Annotated in this window: 18 protein-coding genes and 1 pseudogene; 13 read left to right on the plus strand and 6 right to left on the minus strand. The window is 72.7% G+C overall.

The window, feature by feature from the left end:
- The first annotated feature begins 30 nt into the window (after positions 1-30).
- From V9U70_RS23265 to V9U70_RS23285, 5 genes are all read left to right on the plus strand, one after another.
- Positions 31-1,650, plus strand: coding sequence for a class I adenylate-forming enzyme family protein (locus tag V9U70_RS23265; protein WP_336678185.1), 1,620 nt, complete (start codon positions 31-33; stop codon positions 1,648-1,650).
- A 37-nt stretch (positions 1,651-1,687) separates the two neighbouring features.
- Positions 1,688-2,923 (plus strand): FAD-dependent monooxygenase, encoded by a 1,236-nt coding sequence (locus V9U70_RS23270; protein ID WP_336678187.1) that lies wholly within the window; start codon positions 1,688-1,690, stop codon positions 2,921-2,923.
- A gap of 5 nt (positions 2,924-2,928) precedes the next feature.
- Positions 2,929-3,750 (plus strand): aminotransferase class IV, encoded by an 822-nt coding sequence (locus V9U70_RS23275; protein WP_336678189.1) that lies wholly within the window; start codon positions 2,929-2,931, stop codon positions 3,748-3,750.
- A gap of 12 nt (positions 3,751-3,762) precedes the next feature.
- On the plus strand, positions 3,763-5,304 hold the full coding sequence (locus tag V9U70_RS23280; RefSeq protein ID WP_336678191.1) for an FAD-binding oxidoreductase: 1,542 nt from the start codon (positions 3,763-3,765) through the stop codon (positions 5,302-5,304).
- A 194-nt stretch (positions 5,305-5,498) separates the two neighbouring features.
- Complete coding sequence (locus tag V9U70_RS23285; protein WP_336678193.1) at positions 5,499-6,713, plus strand: IS701 family transposase; 1,215 nt, start codon at positions 5,499-5,501, stop codon at positions 6,711-6,713.
- A gap of 91 nt (positions 6,714-6,804) precedes the next feature.
- On the opposite strand, the gene V9U70_RS23290 is transcribed toward V9U70_RS23285, so the two are convergent.
- Complete coding sequence (locus V9U70_RS23290; RefSeq protein ID WP_336678195.1) at positions 6,805-7,548, minus strand: SDR family oxidoreductase; 744 nt, start codon at positions 7,546-7,548, stop codon at positions 6,805-6,807.
- A gap of 81 nt (positions 7,549-7,629) precedes the next feature.
- Here V9U70_RS23290 and V9U70_RS23295 point away from each other — a divergent pair, with 81 nt between their 5' ends.
- A complete protein-coding gene (locus V9U70_RS23295; RefSeq protein WP_336678197.1) occupies positions 7,630-8,103 on the plus strand; it encodes an RrF2 family transcriptional regulator in 474 nt (157 codons plus the stop codon).
- A 56-nt stretch (positions 8,104-8,159) separates the two neighbouring features.
- Here the strand turns inward: V9U70_RS23295 and V9U70_RS23300 are convergent, their stop codons facing one another.
- Positions 8,160-8,819 carry an HD domain-containing protein gene (locus tag V9U70_RS23300; RefSeq protein WP_336678199.1) on the minus strand — a complete coding sequence of 220 codons (660 nt, stop codon included), beginning with the start codon at positions 8,817-8,819 and terminating at the stop codon, positions 8,160-8,162.
- 393 nt (positions 8,820-9,212) lie between these two features.
- Between V9U70_RS23300 and V9U70_RS23305 the strand changes: the two genes are divergently transcribed.
- The 3 genes from V9U70_RS23305 to V9U70_RS23315 all read left to right on the plus strand — a co-directional run bounded on the left by V9U70_RS23305 (position 9,213) and on the right by V9U70_RS23315 (position 12,064).
- The gene (locus tag V9U70_RS23305) at positions 9,213-9,809 is read left to right on the plus strand and encodes an MOSC domain-containing protein (RefSeq protein ID WP_336678201.1); all 597 of its coding nucleotides are present in this window, start codon (positions 9,213-9,215) and stop codon (positions 9,807-9,809) included.
- Positions 9,802-10,974, plus strand: a complete 1,173-nt coding sequence (locus V9U70_RS23310; protein WP_336678203.1) for a cytochrome P450 — start codon at positions 9,802-9,804, stop codon at positions 10,972-10,974. The genes V9U70_RS23305 and V9U70_RS23310 overlap by 8 nt, the downstream gene beginning before the upstream one ends.
- 148 nt (positions 10,975-11,122) lie before the next feature.
- Entirely contained in the window at positions 11,123-12,064 is a 942-nt protein-coding gene (locus V9U70_RS23315) for a nucleoside hydrolase (RefSeq protein ID WP_336678205.1), read from the plus strand.
- 58 nt (positions 12,065-12,122) lie between these two features.
- Here the strand turns inward: V9U70_RS23315 and V9U70_RS23320 are convergent, their stop codons facing one another.
- Entirely contained in the window at positions 12,123-12,497 is a 375-nt protein-coding gene (locus V9U70_RS23320; protein ID WP_336678207.1) for a cupin domain-containing protein, read from the minus strand.
- A gap of 335 nt (positions 12,498-12,832) precedes the next feature.
- Between V9U70_RS23320 and rdgB the strand changes: the two genes are divergently transcribed.
- The 3 genes and pseudogenes from rdgB to V9U70_RS23335 form a co-directional block, all read left to right on the plus strand.
- Positions 12,833-13,435 (plus strand): RdgB/HAM1 family non-canonical purine NTP pyrophosphatase, encoded by a 603-nt coding sequence (rdgB, locus tag V9U70_RS23325; RefSeq protein WP_336678208.1) that lies wholly within the window; start codon positions 12,833-12,835, stop codon positions 13,433-13,435.
- A gap of 279 nt (positions 13,436-13,714) precedes the next feature.
- The gene (locus tag V9U70_RS23330) at positions 13,715-14,431 is read left to right on the plus strand and encodes a class I SAM-dependent methyltransferase (protein WP_336678210.1); all 717 of its coding nucleotides are present in this window, start codon (positions 13,715-13,717) and stop codon (positions 14,429-14,431) included.
- Between the two features lie 155 nt (positions 14,432-14,586).
- Positions 14,587-14,898 (plus strand): annotated as a pseudogene (locus V9U70_RS23335) (GNAT family N-acetyltransferase); the annotation flags it as partial.
- Positions 14,899-14,925: 27 nt separating this feature from the next.
- On the opposite strand, the gene V9U70_RS23340 reads toward V9U70_RS23335, so the two are convergent.
- Positions 14,926-15,828, minus strand: a complete 903-nt coding sequence (locus tag V9U70_RS23340; RefSeq protein ID WP_336678211.1) for a glycosyltransferase family 2 protein — start codon at positions 15,826-15,828, stop codon at positions 14,926-14,928.
- Positions 15,829-16,230: 402 nt separating this feature from the next.
- On the opposite strand from V9U70_RS23340, the gene V9U70_RS23345 reads away from it, so the two are divergent.
- On the plus strand, positions 16,231-17,253 hold the full coding sequence (locus V9U70_RS23345) for a hypothetical protein (RefSeq protein ID WP_336678212.1): 1,023 nt from the start codon (positions 16,231-16,233) through the stop codon (positions 17,251-17,253).
- A gap of 84 nt (positions 17,254-17,337) precedes the next feature.
- On the opposite strand, the gene V9U70_RS23350 is transcribed toward V9U70_RS23345, so the two are convergent.
- Both V9U70_RS23350 and V9U70_RS23355 read right to left on the minus strand, forming a co-directional pair.
- Complete coding sequence (locus V9U70_RS23350) at positions 17,338-18,192, minus strand: PhzF family phenazine biosynthesis protein (protein WP_336678213.1); 855 nt, start codon at positions 18,190-18,192, stop codon at positions 17,338-17,340.
- Positions 18,193-18,257: 65 nt separating this feature from the next.
- Positions 18,258-19,013: an SDR family oxidoreductase gene (locus V9U70_RS23355; RefSeq protein WP_336678214.1), complete on the minus strand. Its 756-nt coding sequence runs from the start codon at positions 19,011-19,013 to the stop codon at positions 18,258-18,260.
- Between the last annotated feature and the right edge of the window lie 8 nt (positions 19,014-19,021).

Genomic DNA, 19,021 nt, shown 5'->3' on the forward strand with positions numbered 1-19,021 from the left:
TGGCCCCTTCGTCGAGAAAGCAGCCGTGTCATGCTCACCAATCTCCTCAGGCTCCCGAAGCTCACCAACCCGCTGCCGGAGCAGGCTTTCTACCTGGGTCTGCTGTGGGACAGGGCCGCGGAGAAGTTCCCCAACGCCCCGGTCACCCTCGACCAGCCGCTCGCCACCTTCCCCGGACGGGGAACGGAGTTCACCTACACCATGCTGGCGGACGTGGTCGACGATCTGGCCTCGCGGCTGTGGGAGCTGGGCATCCGGCCCACCGAACGCGTCGCGGTGTACAAGAGCGACAACTTCGACATCGCCCTGCTGGCCTGCGCCGTCGCCCGCATCGGCGCGGTGCCGGTCATGACCTCCTCGGCGCTGACCGGCGACATCGTGGGCCAGCTGCTGGCCCGGCTGGACAAGCCGTGGCTGATCACCGACGCGGCCAAGCTGACCGGCCCGCTGGACGGCACCCCGGTCCAGGAGCTCACCCGCGGGACGTTCCTGGCCGGAACCGGGGCGTACGGGGGGCTGCCCACGATCGCGGAGATGGACGGGCTCCCCCGCCGCCCCGCCGTGCGGATGCACTCCTCGCAGCCGGCGCTCATCACGCACACCTCCGGCACCACCGGCGTCTCCAAGCTGATGGTCCACAACGCCCGCGCGCTCTTCCACCGCCTGCTCCCGCAGCAGGTCATCGCCTGGCCCATACGCAGGACGGAGACCGTGGCGCTGTGCATGTCCTTCGTGCACTCCCGGTTCTTCCACTCGCTCGGCGTGTTCCTCAACTACGGCAACCCGCTCGTGATCCTGAGCGACCCGGACCCCGACAAGATCGCCCCGATCTTCGTACGGCACCGCCCGGGCCTGGTCGAGACGCACCCCAACAACTTCATCCAGTGGGAGGACCTGGCCACCGCCCCCGGCGCGCCGCTGGCCAGCGTCCGCTACTACAGCAGCACCTTCGACGCCATCCACCCCCGGACCATCCAGCGCCTGCTGGCCGCCTCCGAACGCCCGCGTCCGCTGATGATCCAGCTCTACGGGCAGAGCGAGACCGGGCCGATCTCCGGGGCCTGGTACACCGAGAAGAGCGCCGCCAAGAACGACGGCCGCGACGTCGGCTACGTCCTGCCCGGCTTCATCAAGCTGCGCGTCGTCGACGACAACGGCCGTCCGCTGCCCAGGAACAAGGCCGGCCACCTCGAACTGCGGGGCCGCGGACGCATCATGACCTACCTGGGCGAGCACGAGCGCTACCTCAAGAACATCGCCGACGGCGACTGGTGGCGGCTGGGCGACATGGGCTACCTCGGCCGGTTCGGCAAGCTCCACCTGATCGACCGCGAGATCGACCAGATCGACGCCATCGACAGCAACCTCGAACTGGAGGACCGCCTGCTGTCGCGGCTGGACGAGCTCCTCGAAGTGATCATCGCGCCCGGCCCCGACGGCGAACCCGTCCCCGTGGTCTGCACCCGCCGCGACGCCCCCCTCGACCCGGAGCGCTGGGCGCGCGCCACCGCCGACCTGCCGACCCTCGCCGAGCCGCTGCACTGGCCGTTCAACGAAGTGCCGCGGACGTCGACGTGGAAGGTGCGCCGCGTGGAGATCACCCGGATGCTCCGCGAGAACACCGTGCCGGTGCTGGGTACGGCCGACTGACGCTCCGCCCCCCAGCGACGATCCAGGAGACCACGCAATGCCCCACGATCCCCGTCAGTCACAACAGCCTCCGGTCCTGGTGGTCGGAGCCGGCCCGGTCGGGCTCACCGCCGCTCTCGCCCTGAGGAGTCACGGCCTGCCGGTCACCCTCCTGGAGGCCGAGCCGAAGGACCGCGTCCGCCCCGGCAGCCGCGCCCTCTTCGTCCACCGCGAGTCGCTGAACGTGCTCGGCCACATCCGCCCCGGGCTCGACCGGACCCTGGTCGACAACGGCGTCATCTGGCCCACCCGGCGCACCGTCTACCGCGACAAGGAGGTGTTCGCGCGCACCTACCCGGCCGGCGCCCAGCAGACGGCGGGCAACCCCCCGTTCACCAGCCTGCGGCAGGTGGAGACCGAGCGGCACCTGCTGGCCGCGTGCGTCGAGGCGGAGGTGGACATCCGCTGGGGCGCCGCGGTGAGCGAGGTGGAGTCCTCGCAGGACGGCGTCCGCGTCCACACGGAGGACGGCGCCGTCCACGTCTCGGACTACGTGATCGGCGCGGACGGCGCGCGCTCCCGGGTGCGCCGCTCCCAGGACATCACCATGCAGGGCGAGCGCTCCGAGGCCTTCCACGTGGTGGTCGACGTCGAGGAGGACCCCGCCGATCCGCTGCCCCTGGAGCGGGTGTTCGTCTACGAGCACCCCGGCCTCGGCGGCCGGAGCGTGATGCGGGTGCCGTTCGCCGGCGGCTTCCAGCTGGACCTCCAGTGCAAGGACGACGACCGGCCGGAGGACTGGGCCGACGAGGCGCAGGCCGCCCGGTGGGTGGCAGAGGTGGTCGGAGAGAAGTACGCGAAGCGGCTGCTGTGGGTCTCCCGCTACCACTTCCTGCACGTCGTCGCCGAGACCTTCACCGACCCGGCGCACCGCGTCCTGCTGGTGGGGGAGGCCTCCCACCTGTTCCCGCCGTTCGGCGCCCGGGGGATGAACAGCGGGATCGCCGACTCCGCCGCCGCCGCCGACGCCATCGCCAAGGCCCGCAAGGACCCCGCGGGGCGCCGTGAGGCGATAGGCGAGTTCGCCGCGGAGCGCAAGGAGGCGGCCGTCTTCAACAACGACGCCGCCCGGACCGCCCTGGCCCACCTGCGCCCCCGCAGCCGGATCACCCGCTTCAAGCAGTCCGTCGGAGCGGCGATCTCGCCGGTCGTCCCGTCCTGCGGGGAGTGGCTGGAGCGCGCGCCGTACGGCCCCCGGCACGGGGCGGCGACCAACACCAAGGGGAGGTACTGAACTCCATGCCCCCCGCCTCCGCCGAACAGTGGCTCGTCTGGCGCCCCGACCGCGGATTCGCCGCTCCGCCCGCCGTCGGGGAGCTCGTCCTGGTCGACTCCTGGCTGGTCGAGGAGGGGACGGTCCGGGGCCTCGACCTGCACCGGGCGAGGTTCTTCGACGGATGCCGCGACCAGGGGCTGCCCGCCCACGCGCTGGAGGCCTTCTGGCAGGACCTGGTCGGCGAACTCCCGCGCGAGGGAGCCTGGTTCCCCCGCGTCGAGCTGCGCCGCGACGAGGGGCTCGCCCTGTGGGTCAGACCGGCCCCGGAGCGGACGGCCACGATCCGCGTCCTGCTCTGGCCGCACCCCGACCCGCGGGGGACGCCGCACCGCAAGGGCCCGGACCTGGAGCTCCTCGCCGGCGTACGGGCGCGTGCGCGGGAGGCCGGCGCGGACGACGCCCTGTTCACCACCCCGGACGGCTTCGTCACGGAGTCGGCCACGGCCAGCCTGCTGTGGTGGGAGGGGGACGCCCTGGTGAGGCCGGACGCCGACAAGCACCTGCTGCCCGGTGTCACCAGCACCCTGATCGAGCGCATCGCCCAGCAGACCGGCGTCCCGGTGCGCCGCGGCGCAGCCCGGCCGGAGCACCTCCCGGACCGGGAGGTCTGGCTGGTCAACGCCCTGCACGGCATCCGGCCGGTGACGGAGTGGACCGGTTTCGATCGGCCCGCCGCACCGGCCCGCCACGCCGCGCGCTGGCAGCGGCTCCTGCGCGAGACCGCCGAGGGCCTGCCGCAGCTTTCCGGACCATCCGCCGCAATGACAGCTGTACACCACTCGTAAAGGAAGCCCAGCATGATCAATCGCAGGACTCTGCTCGCCGCCGGTGCGGGAGTCACCGCCGTCGCCGGGGGGCTCGCCACGGCCGGCTCCGCCGACGCCTTCACGGGCCGCCGCGGACACCGGACCCGCAGCATTCGGTGGGACAGCCTGAGCTCCATGCTCACCGGCGACCTGGTCCTCCCCGACGACGCGGGCTACGACCGGGCCCGGCAGCTGACCAACGCCCAGTTCGACCACATCCGGCCGCAGGCCGTCGTCTACGCCGAGAACGAGTACGACGTACGCGCCGCCATGCTCTTCGCCCAGTACTACGGCATCCACACCGCCGTGCGCAGCGGTGGTCACAACTACGCCGGCTGGTCGACGTCCGAGGGCCTGGTCATCAACCTCACCCGGATCAACCATGTCCGGGCCCGGCACGGCCTGGTCGCCCTCGGCTCCGGCGCGCTGTCCGTGGACGTGCTGCCGAAGCTGGCCCCGTACGGGGTCACCGTCCCCGCCGGGTTCTGCGCCACGGTCAGCCCGGGCGGCTTCATCACCGGCGGCGGAACGGGCTGGCAGTTCCGCAAGTACGGTCCGGCCTCCGACCGTCTGGTGTCCGCCCGCGTGGTGCTGGCCGACGGCCGGATCGTCACCGCCTCCAAGGACAGCCACCCCGACCTGTTCTGGGCGCTGCGCGGCGGCGGCGGCGGGAACTTCGGCGTGGTCACCGAGTTCCGCATGGCCCCCACCCGGATCGCCCGGGTCGGCCACTACACCCTGAAGTGGTCCTGGAAGGACGCCCAGCGGGCCGTTCCCGGCTACCTCCAGTGGTCGACCGAGGCCTCCGCCGACCTCGCCTGCGGCGGCATCATCACGCTCCCCGACGCCAGTCCGGGCGCCCAGCCCGCCGTCATCGTCTCGGGCGTCCACTTCGGCACGATGGCCGAGCTGGAGTCCGAACTGGCCGCGCTCACCTCGCTGGTGGGCGTCGCGCCGGACACCCGTGTGGTGCAGGAGCTGTCGTACGACCAGGCGATGATGAGGGTCTTCGGCTGCGAGGACAAGACGGTCGACGCCTGCCACACCACGGGGAGCAGCCCGGAGGCGACGCTGCCACGGACGGCCTGGGTGAAGAACCGCGGCCGCATGTTCGACCGGGTCCTGCCGCAGAGCGGGGTGGACGCGTTCCTGACGGCGTTCGACGCGGACCGGCGCGCCGGCCAGGGGCGGGTCGTCAGCCTGCTCGGCCTCGGTCAGAACGCGAACATACCCTCGGTCGACTCCACCGCCTGGGTGCACCGCGACGCCCTGTACAGCGGGACGCTCACCGTCAACCTCCGCTCCTCGACCCCGCCGGCCGAGGAGAAGGCGGCGGCCCAGAGCTGGCTGAACGGGCTCTTCGACGCCATCGACCCGCACTCCAACGGCCGTTCCTACGTCAACTTCCCGGACACCGAGCTGCCCGACTGGGCCAACGCCTACTACGGCTCCAACCTGCCCCGGCTGAGCTCGGTCAAGCGGCAGTACGACCCGCACGGCTTCTTCACCTTCTCGCAGTCGATCCCCGTATAGGACCCACCCGATTCCCGTACCGGGCGCACACCGGGCCGGGGGCCGCACGGCCCCCGGCCCGGCCTCGGGTATCCACCCGCACGAGCAGAGAGGCCTCTGATGGAACCGTCCGCAAGCCCGCTCGAAGGATTCCCGCCGACGGAACTCCCCACGGCCCGGCGCCGCCCGAGTACCCGACGGAAACGGAACCAGTGATGCGCGCGGCGTCCGTCGCCCCGCATCCCTGGGCGGAGCAACCCGTCGGCTTCTCCCGCACCGACGGGAGGAGCGAAGTGGTGGAGGAGCTGTGCGCGGCCCTGTTCTCCTCACTCCGCCGCAAGGACCAGCGCGAGCGCGCCAAGCAGTACGTCTACGGCCTGCTGGTCACCGAGGGCCGCAAATCCATGCGGAACATCGCGGCGGCGCTCGGCGAACCGGCGACGGTGCAGGGCCTGCACCACTTCATCGCCAACTCGACGTGGGACTGGCAGCCGGTGCGCGCCGCGCTCGCCGCCCACGTGCAGGCCATCGCCCCGCCCCGGGCCTGGGTGGTGCAGCCGATGTCCATCCCCAAGACCGGCACACACTCGGTGGGCGTGGACGAGATCTTCGATCCGCTGCTCGGCCAGACGTTCCGCGGCCAGCGGGCGTTCGGCGTCTGGTCGGTCTCCCCGGAGCTGGCCGTCCCGGTCAACTGGCGGCTTTTCCTGCCGGCCCGGCGGGGGCCGGACACGATCGAGGACGGGGACACGGCCGTCGAGCGGCCCCGCGGGGGCGAGGAGGAGACGCTCCAGGACTGCGCGGTGGCCGCGGCCTTCAGCACCCCGTGCAGCGGGCAGTCCCGCCACCGGCCGGTGGTGCTGGACATCCCGGGCGGGGCGACCCGCGCCACCATGACCCGGTTCGACGTCGCGTCGGTGCCCGTCACCGCACGCACCATCGCCTCCTGCCGGCTCATGGTCGCCGACCGTACGGCGCCCGGCTTCGGGCAGGGGCCGCTGCCCGCGGCCGAGATACTCGAATCCGTCCGCGACCTCGGCCGGCCGGTGCACCGGCCCGACCCCGGGGAGCCCCGGCGGATCAGGAGCTCGCTGGCGGCCGCCGTGCCCGTGAGCCTGCCGAACATGGCGGGCCGAGGGCGGCTGCTGCTGCTGGGGGAGTGGCGCGACGCCAAGGGGCCGCCGGAGCTGTGGCTCACCAACATGGCCCGTGCGCCGGTGGCGGGCCTCCTGGAGCTGGTCCGGCTGGCCGACGAGGTCGGCCGGGAGACGGCCGGGGCCGGGGAGGAGGTCGGGCTGCGCGACTTCGTCGGGAGGTCGTTCCGGGGGTGGCACCACCACGTCACCCTGGCCTCCGTGGCGCACGCGGTGACGGTGCTGAACCGGAGGGCCGGGCACCCCCCCTACGCGGGGCTGCGGCCGTCCTCCTGAGCGCCGGGGCGCGGTTCGCGCACCCCGGTGCGGACGGCGCCCGTGCCCGTCGTGGACACGGGCACGGGCGCCTGCCGAACGCGCGCGCAGGCTACCGCTGCGTCGCGAGCCAGTCCTCGAAGCTGGTCGGCGCGATGCGGGCGCCCTCGCCCGGCAGCATCACGTTGCCGGCCATCTCCGGGCTGAACACGGCGGACCAGGACGGGACGAGCTTCACCTTGCGGCCGCGGGCCTCGTTGGTGCGGCGGGCCATGTCCACCAGGTCCTGCGGGTCGGGGCCGGCGATGTCGGTGTAGCGCTCCTGGGGCTCGCCCACCGCGATCTCGGCGAGGATGTCCGCCACGTCCGAGGGCGCGATGGGCTGCACCAGCAGCGGGGCGACGGGGGCGACGCCGTCCTGCTCCGTCCAGCTGGTCACCATGGCGGCGAAGTCGTGGAACTGGGTGGCCGGGACGATCGTCCACGGCACGGCGCCCTCGGAGACGACGCGCTCCTGCTCCCGCTTGCCCGCGTAGTGGGCGTTGCCCTCGACCCGGCCGACCCCGGCGATGGAGAGCAGCACGTGGTGGCGTACGCCGTTGCGCTTCTCCGCCTCCAGGAGGTTGCGCGTGGAGGTCCCGAAGTAGCGCACGTTCTCCTCGAGGTCGGGGGCCGTGCAGTTGGTGACGTCGATGACCGCGTCGACGCCGGCCAGCGCCTCGTCGAGCCCCTGGCCGGTGAGCAGGTCCACGTTGTGGGAACGGCTGATGCGCACGACCTGGTGACCGTTGCGCTCCAGGGCGGCCAGGGTCAGCGATCCGATGTTCCCCGTCGCACCGGCGATGGCGATCCGCATGATGGTCTCTCCTTCTCTAGCGGGCACGCCGACGCTATCACGGACTAAGTAGGTCCATGATGTCTGCGATACAATCGAGGGGTGAAGCTGCCTGGGAGTACCGAATGGATGTTGCACTGCGCCACGACGCTGGCTCAGCTCGACGCGGGCGACGCGGCATCGACGGCACAGCTCGCCCAGTACTACGACCTCCCCGCCCCGTATCTCGCGAAGCAGCTGAAATCGCTGGTCAAAGCGGGGGTGCTGCTGGCCGCCACCGGCCCGCGGGGCGGCTTCAGGCTCGCCCGCGACCCTGCGGAGATCACCCTGCTCCAGATCGTCGAGGCGGTTGACGGGACCTCCCCGCCGTACGAGTGCCGGGAGATCCGCCAGCAGGGCAAGGGGGCCCTGCCCGCCGAGGAGTGCCGCCGCACCTGCGTCCTCGCCGAGAAGATGGCGGACGCCCACCGGGCGTGGCAGGGCACACTCTCCGGTGTGACGCTGGCCGACGTGGTCGGCGAACTCCCCGAGTCCGCGCCCTCCCGGACCCGGCTGCGCCTCTCCGGCACGGCCTGAGCCGGGCGCGGGGCCGCCGCCGGGAGGCCCGGCGGCGGCCCCGCGGGCCGGCCCGGTCAGTCCCGCGCTATCCAGCCGCGCTCGGCGCCGAGCGCGAGCATCTTCTCCGTGTAGCTCCACAGCTCGCGGGAGCCCTCGCCGATCACCGAGGTGCGCTCCCGTACGACCTTCTCCGTGACCCCGGGAGTGCGCCAGGTGCCGCCCTGGTTGCCGAAGTTCAGGATCAGGGGCTGGAGCCGGTCCATGGCCTTGGCGAACCGGGCCTCCGGTGTCCGCCGGGCCTCGAACTCGTCCCACAGGGCGCGGAACTCCTCCTCCTGGTCCTTCGTCAGCAGCGCGAACAGCCGGTCCGCCGCGGCCTGTTCGCGCTCCGCCTGGTCGCTCTTGCCGACGTCGTCGAACAGGCAGGTGTCGCCCGCGTGAATCTCCACCAGGTCGTGGACCAGGACGAGCTTCAGCGTCCTCTCCACATCGACCGGTTCGTTGGCGTACTCCGCCAGGACCAGAACCATCAGCGCCAGGTGCCACGAGTGCTCGGCGTCGTTCTCCCGGCGGTCGGCGGCCAGCAGCGGGCTCAGCCGCAGCACCGTCTTGAGACGGTCGACCTCCGCGATGAACCCGATCTGCCGTGCCAGCCGTTCCGGGATGTCCTGCGGCTGCTGTGCCGGATCGAGCAGTTCCGACGCCTGAGCGGGCGTCTGCGGTGGGAGTGTCATCTGTTTCCTCTCGTCGGATGAGGAGGCGCACCGGCCGACGGCCGTTTCTCCCCGCGATCCGCGGCCGTGCCCTGCGTTTTCCGGCCGCCCGCCGCCGAGATCATCCATCAGCGCGGTGGGAGAGATCAAGAGCGCGCCGCCCTTGCGGGGAGCGACTTCCCTGCGGCCGGTTTCGGATCATCCTTTTCCGGCCAGGCCGGCGCCGGATTTATACGGCAGAGTTCTTCGCGACGTGACAAATTTCGTGATGCTCCATGGACCGATGATGTGCGTGGGGTTAGCGTCCGAAGCATGGCGAAAATCGTGTCAATCAACACGGGACCATGTGTCGATGCGGTGTGGGCCACGCGCCGCGGAGTGTCAGCGATCGAGAAACTCCCGATTACCGGCAGTGTGGCCGTCGGGAAACTCGGGCTCGAAGGGGACGAGCAGGCGGCGGATTTCCACGGCGGGCTGCTGCAAGCGGTGTACGCCTACTCCACCGCCGATCTCGCCTGGTGGGCGAACGAGCTGGGAAGGCCGCTGCGGAACGGCTCCTTCGGCGAGAACGTGGACATCGAGGACTTCGATGTGAGCGGCGCCGTCCTCGGCGAGCGGTGGCGCATGGGCGCGGTGGTGCTCGAAGTGATGGCGCCCCGCATGGCCTGCGGCACGTTCGGCGCCTGGATGGGGGAGAAGGGCTGGGCCAAGCGCTTCAACGGGGAGCGCCGCCCCGGTGCCTACCTGCGCGTCGTCGAGGAGGGAAGGATCTCCCCGGGGGACCCGGTCGAGGTCCTGTCCCGGCCCCGGAAGCGGATCACCGTGGCCGAAGCGGTGGGCGCGATCCTGGACGAGCAGGACGTCCTCAAGCGCATCATCGACATGGCGGACGAGAATCCCGAGTGGGACCGCACCGCGATGATGTTCCACGTCTCCAACCGGACGAGGTCGAAGGCAGGCGTCCCCAAGAAGGAGCCGGCCGCCGCACACGCGGAGGAATCCGGTGGTTGACCTCTACGGAGACTTCGGGTCCACGGACCCGGCGGTCACGCTTTATGAAGCCGTGGAGAACGGCTGCCCCTATCAACGGGACCCCGACAGCCAGACTCTCTACGCATTCCGTGCCGACGACGTCAAGGATATTCTTACCGACAAGAATTTCTGGTCCGAGCGGTCGTCGGACCGCAGGCTCGCCTCCCTGTCCGAGGAGGAAAAGGAGCGGCGGACGAAGCTGAAAGACTTCTTCGCGCGCTGGCCCGTCTTCTCCGACGCCGATTATCACAAGCACGTCCGGCACATCGCGATCCGACTGCTGCGCGACGTCGACACGCCGGAATTGGTCGCGTCCTGCGAAAAGCTGATCGACAGCCGCATATGCGAGGCGGGAGAGGGGCCCTTCGACTGGATGGACCGCATCGCCCGCCCGCTCGCCCACGACGCCATCGCGGCGGTCACCGGCGCCGCCGACACTGCGCTCCTGATCGATCTCGGCGGCGCGGTCATGGACGAACTGGCCACTCCCCGGATCGACATGGAGCGGATCGACGCCGCCCTCGCAGCGGTCGACGCCCTGCGCGACTGGCTGGGCGACGCCCTGGCCGACCCGCCCTCTGCGTTCGTCGCCGGACTGGCCGACCTGTGGAACGACGAGGCCTACGGGCCGAAGTCCGCGACGGCCCTGCTCACCCAGATCGTCACCGGCGCCTACGACCCGCTCGTCACCACCCTGTGCGTCGCGGCCGAGAAGGTCACCGCCGAGGCGCTCACGGAGCTGCCCCGGCGGGCCCTGCGGGAGGAGGTGCTCCGCCTCGCGACCCCCTTCCGCTTCGCCAGCCGGTACGCGCGCCGCCCGGTGACCGTCGGGCCGTACCGCCTCGACGCCGGAGACCGGGTCAACCTGTGCCTGGGCACGGCCAACCTCGACGCCCACCACTACCCGGGGCCGCTGGAGATCCGGCACCGCGAGGAGAACCCGCGCTCCCTGAGCTTCGGCGCGGGGGAGCACTACTGCCCCGGCGCGCCGCTCGCCCAGGCCGTCGTCGGCGTCCTGCTCGACACGTTGACGCGCCTCGGCGTCCGCTTCTCCGTGGAGCGCGTGGAGCGCGAACCGGAGCTGCCGATGCTGCGCTACCGGCGCCTCGACGGCCGCCTGGTCCGGTTCGGCCCGCCGTCCTGAACGTGACGCGACGCCGCTGCTCCTCCCGTACGGCCTCCGTCGGGCGGCCCAGCGCCGGACCGGGCGGCCCGACGGCCGTACACGACGCCCACCGCACCACCTGCCTGCCGCCGCCCGTTCTGCCACCTCGTCCACCTGGGGGACCGCCTTGACCGTTCTGGTAGTCGACACCGACCCGGGACTCGACGACGCGCACGCACTGGCCATGGCCTGCGTGCCGTCCGCCGACCGTCCCACGTACCCGATCGCCGCCGTGTGCACGGTGGCCGGGAACGTCGACATCGACACGGTGACCGCCAACACCCGCTGGCTGCTGGGGGCCTACGGCGGGGCCGCGGCCGAGATCCCGGTGTACCGGGGCGCGGCCGGGCCGATCGCCGGTCCGTACGCGTACGCCGCCGACATCCACGGTTCGGACGGTCTCGGCGAACTCCCCCGCTGGGACGTCCCCGACGTGCCCGAGCGTGCGACGCCCGCGGCCCTGGCCCTCGTCGAGGCCGCCCGGCGCCGCCCCGGGGAGGTCACGCTCGTGGCGCTCGGCCCCCTCACCAACGTCGCGCTCGCCGCCCGGCTGGAGCCGCGTCTGCCGGAGCTGCTGGGCCGGGTGATCGTGATGGGCGGCTCCATCCACGGCCGGGGCAACCTCACGGTCAACTCCGAGTTCAACTTCGGCGCCGACCCGGCGGCCGCGGACCTGGTCCTCGGGGCCTTCCCCCGTCTGACGCTCGTCTCGTGGGAGGCGACGCTCGACCACGCTTTCACCCCCGAGGAGTTCGCCGGGTTCTTCTCCTCGGCCGGCGCCCCCGCCGACACCCTGCGCCGGATCAACGAGAACCGGTTCGCCACCGACCCCCTCTACGCGAAGCGCGCCGCCTACGTCCGTGCCGACCCCCTCGCCATGGCCGTGGCGCTGGACCCCGGCATCGTCACGCACGCCGAGAGACACCGCGTCTACGTGGGCTACGGCCCCGGCACCCTCGCCCACGGGGTGACCGCCGTCGACTGGCGGGACCTCCAGGACGACAGGCCCGCCGTCGAGATCGTCCTGGGCTTCGACCGGGAGCGCCTGCCGGCCCTGCTCAGGGTCTGAGCCGCCCCGCCGACCGGCCGCCCCCCGGGGGTCCCGGCCCCGGCCCGTAGGACAGGGGTCAGCCGGAACGCGCCTGCGGCGAGCCTGCGGTCTTGAGCGGCTCCCCGGTGTCGGAGACGAAGACGACGAGCAGTTCCGCCGGGCGGGTCCCGCTGGCGTTCTCGGTGAGGACGTGGTGGGCGCCCGGCGCCTCGAACCAGCTCTCGCCCCGCCGGTAGGTGCGGACCGGTTCGTCGTCGAGCCGGCTGCGGACCGTTCCGGAGAGCACATAGGCGTAGACGAAGGCAGTGCCGTGCCGATGGGGCTTCGCACGCGCCGAGGGCGGGAATCGCACGACGACCGAGGTGAACGTCTTTCCCTCGACATCAGGAAGAGGGTGCTCGAAAAGCGGCGTCACCGTTTCGCTCGGTGCTTTTGTGGCGGCTGAGGTCATTTCCGCCTTCTCGTTTCCCGTGCTTTGGGCCGGGGCCGTGCAGGCGATGGTCGTCGCCAGAACACCCGCGGCCATGACGCCCGCCGTCCACCTGTGATGCATCGCCCATGCTCTCTCGTTGGCGCGCCGCTTCTCGGGCCCGCCGCCGTGTATACGGAAAAACCCTTCCCGTACAACGAGGCGCACGGGGCGAGGTAACGCGCCGAATGGGCCGGCCCGCCGCCCGCTCGTCCGTTCCCTCACGTCGCGGCCCGGCCCGCGACGTGCCCCCGGACGCGTCGAACGCTTTCCCGAAAACGCATCCGACGGCCGGATGGATGGCCGATGATGGGATCATGACTCGCTTAGTTCTCGCCACCCGAAACGCTGGCAAAATCACCGAACTCCGGGCGATCCTCGCCGACGCGGGCATCACCCACGGACTGATCGGCGCCGACGCCTACCCCGAGATCCCCGACGTCAAAGAGACCGGCGTCACGTTCGCGGAGAACGCCCTGCTCAAGGCGCACGCCCTGGCGACCGCCACCGGGCTGCCCGCCATCGCCGACGACTCGGGGCTCTGCGTCGACGTGCTCGGCGGCGCACCGGGCATCTTCTCGGCCCGCTGGGCCGGCCGGCACGGCGACGACGAGGCGAACCTGGACCTCCTCCTCGCCCAGCTCTCCGACATCGACGCCCCGCACCGCGGCGCGCGCTTCGTCTGCGCCGCGGCCCTGGCGCTGCCCGACGGCACGGAGACCGTCGTCGAGGGCGAGCTCAGGGGCACGCTGCGCACGGCCCGCGCGGGCGCCGACGGGTTCGGCTACGACCCGCTCTTCCAGCCGGAAGGGGAGACGTCGACGTTCGCGCAACTGCCGCTGTCGACGAAGAACGCGATGAGCCACCGGGGGAGGGCTTTCCGGGAGCTGACGCCTCTCGTGCGGAAGCTGGTGGAATAGTTTTTGGCCGGACCGGGGGGAGCGCCGCGATCGCGGCGCTCCCTTCTTGCGTTTTCGGCGGCGCGGGACCTCTTGCGAACTCGACGTGCGCCGGGGCCTGTCCGGGCGTGTTCTGCGGACCTGACAAATATCCCCTGAAGTTCTTTACATACAGAACGCGGCTGGTGAAGATCTGAACGGCTGCTGACCCATCACTTTCTCGACGCAGGGCCGGGCGGCAGCCGACTCAATGGGCCGAAATAAGAACCGCATCCGCTGCCTGACGAGAAGGAATGAGATATGAGCCGCTTCGAGGCCATGTGGGACCGTTTCTGGGCCGATCTTCCGCAGACCGCCGGCGCCTCGCCCTGGGATGTGGACCCCACCTATGTCGCCCACGCGCATCTGCAACTGTTCGGCAGTGTCCTCGACCCGTCTAAGCCGGTCATCGACGTCGGCTGCGGCGACGGTGCGCAGACGGCCGCGATCGGCCAGCGCTTCGAGCGGGTGCTCGGCGTGGACGTCGCCCCGCAGGCCGTGGAGCGGGCCCGCAAGTTCCACTCCGCCCCCGGCGTCAAGTACGAGCAGCTGGACCTCCTCGTCCCCGAGCAGGCCGCCGCGCTGCACGAGCGCATCGGTGACGCGGGGCTCTACGTCCGTACGGTCCTGCACGCGTTCAAGCCCGACGAGCTGAAGCTCGCGGTGACCTCGCTGGCCCACCTGGCAGGGGAGACGGGCGGGGCGTTCTTCTACGAACTCGCGCCCACCAGCCGGGAGTTCATAATCGGCCAGTTGGAGAGCCAGGGCGTCCCCGCGGAGAAGTTCGGGTTCGTCTTCGACCGGGTCCCGCTGCCGGAGACCCGCGAGGAGGGCACGCTCCAGCGCGAGCTGGAGGCCGTCGGCTTCGAGATCGTCTCCACCGCGCCCTGCGACTACCAGGGCACGGTGTCCGTGGACGGCAAGGAAGTGAACGTCCCCGCGTTCTTCGTGGTGGCGCGGGCCAAGGGCGCGAAGTAGCCGTAGCGTCCCGCCCGCACGGCAGGACGGCGCGGCCCACGGCCGTCCGCCGCACTCGAAGGCTCCGTCCCGGGCCCTGAGCGTCGCCGCTCAGGGCCCGGCCGCGTCCGCGGGCGGAAGTCACCTGCGCCAGGGACTTGTGCCGTGTTCTGATCACCGCGGTGTGGGTCGCAGAGGCGGTGCAAGAGGACGGGGCGGCCGGCGAAGTGCTCGGGTTCGCCGCGCTCGCCGGGGACGAGCTCGACCACCTCTACCTGCGGCCGGACGCCTTGCGGCGCGGGATCGGGAGCCGGCTGCTGACCGAGGCCCGCCGGGCCGCGGCCGGGCCGCTGAGCCTCTACGTGTTTCAGCGCAACGCCGCCGCCCGGGCCTTCTACGAGGCGCACGGGTTCACCGCCGTCGCGTTCGACGACGGCGGCCGCAACGAGGAGGGGGAGCCGGACGTGCTCTACCGGTGGACCCCGTAGCGCGGCCCGCCCGGGCGGGCCGGCCGGTCAGATGACCGGCGGCCGGCCCAACCGGGTCATCCGCCACACCGTGGACCAGTGCATCGGCCGCCGCTCACCGCACGGGGTGCGCACGCCCTCGGCGAAGCCCCCCGCCCAGGCGCGCAGCCCCTTCGCCGAGCGGGTGCGGGCCAGCGTGAGCAGGGTCCAGGTGCCGAGGTAGGCGGGGACCAGGGGGAGGGGCAGGTTGCGGCGCGCCAGCCAGACGCGGTTGCGGGCCGTCATCCGGTAGTACACCGCGTGCCGGGCCGGTGACGTCTTCGGGTGCTGGAGCAGCAGCTCGGGCTCGTACAGCACCTTCCAGCCCGCGTCCAGCGCCCGCCAGGCGAGGTCGGTCTCCTCGTGGGTGAAGAAGAACTCCGCGGGCCACAGGCCCGTCTCCGCCAGCATCCTCATGGAGAAGGCGTGACCGCCGCCGAGGAAGGCGGTGACCGGGCCGCCGCGCATCGGGTCGCCCGCGCGCAGCCGGGGCACGTGCCGGCGCTGCGTCTCGCCGTGCTCGTCGGCGATCCGGAAGCCGACGATGCCCAGCCGCTCGTCGGCTGCGAAGTGGTCCCGCACCCGGCGGAAGACGTCCTTGTCGACCAGGAGCCCGTCGTCGTCCAGCTCGATCACGACGTCCACGTCACCGATCTCGGCGAGCCTGCGCAGACCGGCGTTCCGGCCGCCCGGGCAGCCCAGGTTCTCCGCCAGCTCGATGGTGGTCACCCCGCCGGCGAGGTCCCCCAGACCGGGGAACGCCGTGAAGTCGGGAAGCGTGGTCCCGTTGCCGATGACCACCACCCGGGTGGGCCGGACGTCCTGCATGGCGACCGACGCCAGCAGCGCCTCGACCGCCTGCGGGCGGTCCCCCATGGTCACGATGGATACGCCGATGCGTGGTGCGGGCAAGATCGGTACTCCTGGTTCGGCGGCGACGCGGCTGCGCGGTGCTCAGCGGTGGGACGCGGCGCGGTGAGACGCGGTGCGGCGCCCCGCGGTGATGCCCGCGAGGCGATGTTCCGCGATGCGCCGTTCCGTGCTGCGGTGCCCGCGATCGTAACGCCTCACTGTTCCCGGGACGGTCGCCGCCCGGCCATCGGCCGGCCCCCTGGCGTTCAGCTGCGGATGAGGGCCGGGACGCGGAACCGGTCGGGGGCCGCCGCGGTGGCGGCGAGGGGGCGCGGCGGTGGCCGTGCGGCGCCGGTGGCGGTGGTCCGCGCACGCGGGAGGGGCCCTGGTCGCGGCGGCGGCGGAAGGCCCTGGAACCGACCGGCTTCGCGATGCCCGGCGGCTCGTGGCTACAGTGCTGGAATGATATTCGGTAGAGCCGGTTTCGGGGGTGCGGTCGCGGACTTCGAGGCCGCCGTGGTGGCCCGCGACGCCAAGCGGACCGGCCGGGCGTTCCTCCGCCTCCAGGAGACCTTCGGCCCGGCCAAGGAGGCTGAGCTGCTGGCCGGCGGGCCGCGGCTCGCCGCCGTGCTGGAGCAGACGCCGCCAGGCCCGCGCGCCGTCGTCGCCGTCCTCGTCGGGGCCTGCGTCGAGCGCGGCGCGGACGCCGAGCGCTGCGCGCCGGGCGTGCTGGCCGGGCTGCGGACGGCGCTGGAGCAGGCCGTGGCGTTCGTCGGCGGCTGGGCCGCGACCGGCGGCGGCGCGCTGCCCCGGCCGGACGGCGAGGAGCCCGGCGCCGAGATCGTGGAGCGGGCCGGGCGGGAGGCGGCCCTCGGCTGGTGGACGCTGCGGGAGTGGGAGACCGCCGCCGTCGCGATGCTGAACCACCCGGCGGTACGCGCCGCGGTCGGCGACCGGGACGAACTGCTGCGGCGGCTGCGGGCAGTGGAGGAGGCGTCCGGCACGGAGTTCACGTATCTGGCGCACGCCCTCCTCGTGCTGGACGACGCACCGCTGGTCGCCTTCCACCGGGCGAGCGGCACCGGCTATCTGCTCCGCCTCTTCGGCATCGGGGACAACTTCCAGCTGCACACCCTCCTCGCCGACACGCTCGTCGGCGGCGGCCATGTCGAGGGCCACGCTCCCTCGCCCCAGGAGGCGGCCGTGTGCCGGGAGACCCCGGGGCAGGTGGAGACCGTGGGCTCCTTCGACCTGACGGCCCCGGACGGCGGCCGCATCCGCGACGAGGGCGCCCCCGCCGACGTCCCCGTCGTCGACGGCGTACGCCTGCTGGTGCTGGACGAACCGTCCTGCCGGCGTACCTGGCCCGCGAGCCGCTTCCTCCCGGGCATGCGCGGCGACGTCCTGCTGGAGCGCACCCTCGATCCGGAGGAGACCGAGCGCTGGTCCGCCCGCGTCTCCCCGGCCAGGGTCGCCACCTGCTGACCTGCCGGCCCGACGGGCCGGGCCGGTGGCGTCCCGGTCGGCGGCCGGCCGGCCCGGCTGCGCGGGCCCGGCCCCGCCGCCGCGTCAGCCGATCCGGGCGCCCGTTCCGCTCACCCGCACCCGCGGGTCCCCCGCGCGCAGCTCGACGGTGAGGACGCCGGGGCGGCCCATGTCCGCACCCTGGTACAGGGTCAGCACAGCCGCCTCCGGTACCAGCCCCGCCGCGCGGGCGTACGCGCCGAAGGCGGCCGCCGCCGCGCCCGTCGCCGGGTCCTCGACCACCCCGCCCACCGGGAACGGGTCCCGGACGTGGAAGACCACCGGCCCCTCGCGCCAGACCAGTTGCAGAGTCGTCAGGTCGAGCCGGAGCATCAGCGCTTCGAGCCGCGCGAAGTCGTAGGCGAGGTCCGCCAGCCGCTCGCGGGTGGCCGCGGCCAGCACCAGGTGCCGGGCTCCGGCGTAGGCGATCCGGGGCGGCAGGGCAGGGTCCAGGTCGGCGGCCGCCCAGTCCAGGGCCGCCAGAGCCTCCGTCAGATCCGCCGCGCCGATCTCCTGGACGTACGGGACCACGCTCGTCAGGGTGGCGCGCAGCTCGCCGCCCTCCCGGACGACGCCGACCGGCACCGGCCCGGCGGCCGTGGCGAACACCAGCTCGCCGGGCCCGTCCCGTTCGGCCAGGGCGAGCGCGGTGGCGACCGTGGCGTGACCGCAGAAGGGGACCTCTGCCTTCGGGCTGAAGTAGCGGATCGTGTACGCGCCCTCGCCCCGCCGCTCGGTGAGGAACGCCGACTCGCTGTAGCCCAGCTCCGCCGCGAGGGCGAGCATCCGCCCCTCGTCGAGACCGGCGGCGTCCAGGACGACGCCCGCGGGGTTCCCGCCCGCGGGGTCGGCGGAGAAGGCGGTGTAGCGCAGGACCTCTGGACCGGAATCAGGTGTCATGCACCACACCAACCCTGCCGCCGCCCGTCGCATTCCCCACCCGTGCCCGCCGGGCGTGCCCCGGGTCAGCCCCGCCCGACGTACGGCATGTTCGTCGCCATGACCGTGGCGAACTGGACGTTGGCCTCCAGCGGCAGCTCCGCCATGTGCAGCACCGTCCGCGCCACGTCGGCCGCCGCCATCACCGGCTCTGCCGCCGTCCCCCCGTCGGCCTGGAGAGTGCCGGTCCGCATCCGCTCGGTCATCTCCGTCGCGGCGTTGCCGACGTCGATCTGCCCGCAGGCGATCCGGTAGGGGCGGCCGTCGAGCGACAGCGACTTGGTCAGTCCGGTCATCGCGTGCTTGGTCGCGGTGTACGCGATCGAGTGCGGCCGGGGCGCGTGGGCGGAGACCGAGCCGTTGTTGACGATCCGGCCGCCCTGCGGGTCCTGGTCCTTCATCAGCCGGTACGCCGCCTGCGCGCACAGGAACGCGCCCGTCAGGTTCACGTCCACCACCGCCCGCCAGTCCTCGGCGGCGAGGTCCTCCACCGGCACGGCTCCGGGGCCGAACGTGCCCGCGTTGTTGAAGAGCAGGTCCAGCCGGCCGAAGCGCTCCCGCACCGCGGTGAAGAGGGCGCCGACCTCGTCGGCGTCGGTGACGTCCGTGGTGACGCACAGGGCCTCCGGCGCCCCGGCCGCCGCGGCCGTCTCCGCCAGGGGCATTGCCCGCCGCCCGGCTAGCGCGAGCGACCAGCCCGCCCCCGCGAGGGCGAGCGCGACGGCCCGCCCGATCCCCGAACCCGCACCCGTGACGACAGCGACTCTCCGCTCAGTGTTCATGGCCCGGC

It is taken from the genome of Streptomyces pratensis (genome assembly GCF_037137275.1).
In the GTDB taxonomy this organism is placed as follows: domain Bacteria; phylum Actinomycetota; class Actinomycetes; order Streptomycetales; family Streptomycetaceae; genus Streptomyces; species Streptomyces pratensis_B.

What these genes read in the sequence shown, in the direction of transcription:
- V9U70_RS23265 (WP_336678185.1), top strand. Translation starts at nt 31, where the DNA reads ATGCTCACCAATCTCCTCAGGCTCCCGAAGCTCACCAACCCGCTGCCG.
- V9U70_RS23270 (WP_336678187.1), top strand. Translation starts at nt 1,688, where the DNA reads ATGCCCCACGATCCCCGTCAGTCACAACAGCCTCCGGTCCTGGTGGTC.
- V9U70_RS23275 (WP_336678189.1), top strand. Translation starts at nt 2,929, where the DNA reads ATGCCCCCCGCCTCCGCCGAACAGTGGCTCGTCTGGCGCCCCGACCGC.
- V9U70_RS23280 (WP_336678191.1), top strand. Translation starts at nt 3,763, where the DNA reads ATGATCAATCGCAGGACTCTGCTCGCCGCCGGTGCGGGAGTCACCGCC.
- V9U70_RS23285 (WP_336678193.1), top strand. Translation starts at nt 5,499, where the DNA reads ATGCGCGCGGCGTCCGTCGCCCCGCATCCCTGGGCGGAGCAACCCGTC.
- V9U70_RS23290 (WP_336678195.1), bottom strand. Translation starts at nt 7,548, where the DNA reads ATGCGGATCGCCATCGCCGGTGCGACGGGGAACATCGGATCGCTGACC.
- V9U70_RS23300 (WP_336678199.1), bottom strand. Translation starts at nt 8,819, where the DNA reads ATGACACTCCCACCGCAGACGCCCGCTCAGGCGTCGGAACTGCTCGAT.
- V9U70_RS23320 (WP_336678207.1), bottom strand. Translation starts at nt 12,497, where the DNA reads ATGACCTCAGCCGCCACAAAAGCACCGAGCGAAACGGTGACGCCGCTT.
- rdgB (WP_336678208.1), top strand. Translation starts at nt 12,833, where the DNA reads ATGACTCGCTTAGTTCTCGCCACCCGAAACGCTGGCAAAATCACCGAA.
- V9U70_RS23330 (WP_336678210.1), top strand. Translation starts at nt 13,715, where the DNA reads ATGAGCCGCTTCGAGGCCATGTGGGACCGTTTCTGGGCCGATCTTCCG.
- V9U70_RS23345 (WP_336678212.1), top strand. Translation starts at nt 16,231, where the DNA reads ATGATATTCGGTAGAGCCGGTTTCGGGGGTGCGGTCGCGGACTTCGAG.
- V9U70_RS23350 (WP_336678213.1), bottom strand. Translation starts at nt 18,192, where the DNA reads ATGACACCTGATTCCGGTCCAGAGGTCCTGCGCTACACCGCCTTCTCC.
- V9U70_RS23355 (WP_336678214.1), bottom strand. Translation starts at nt 19,013, where the DNA reads ATGAACACTGAGCGGAGAGTCGCTGTCGTCACGGGTGCGGGTTCGGGG.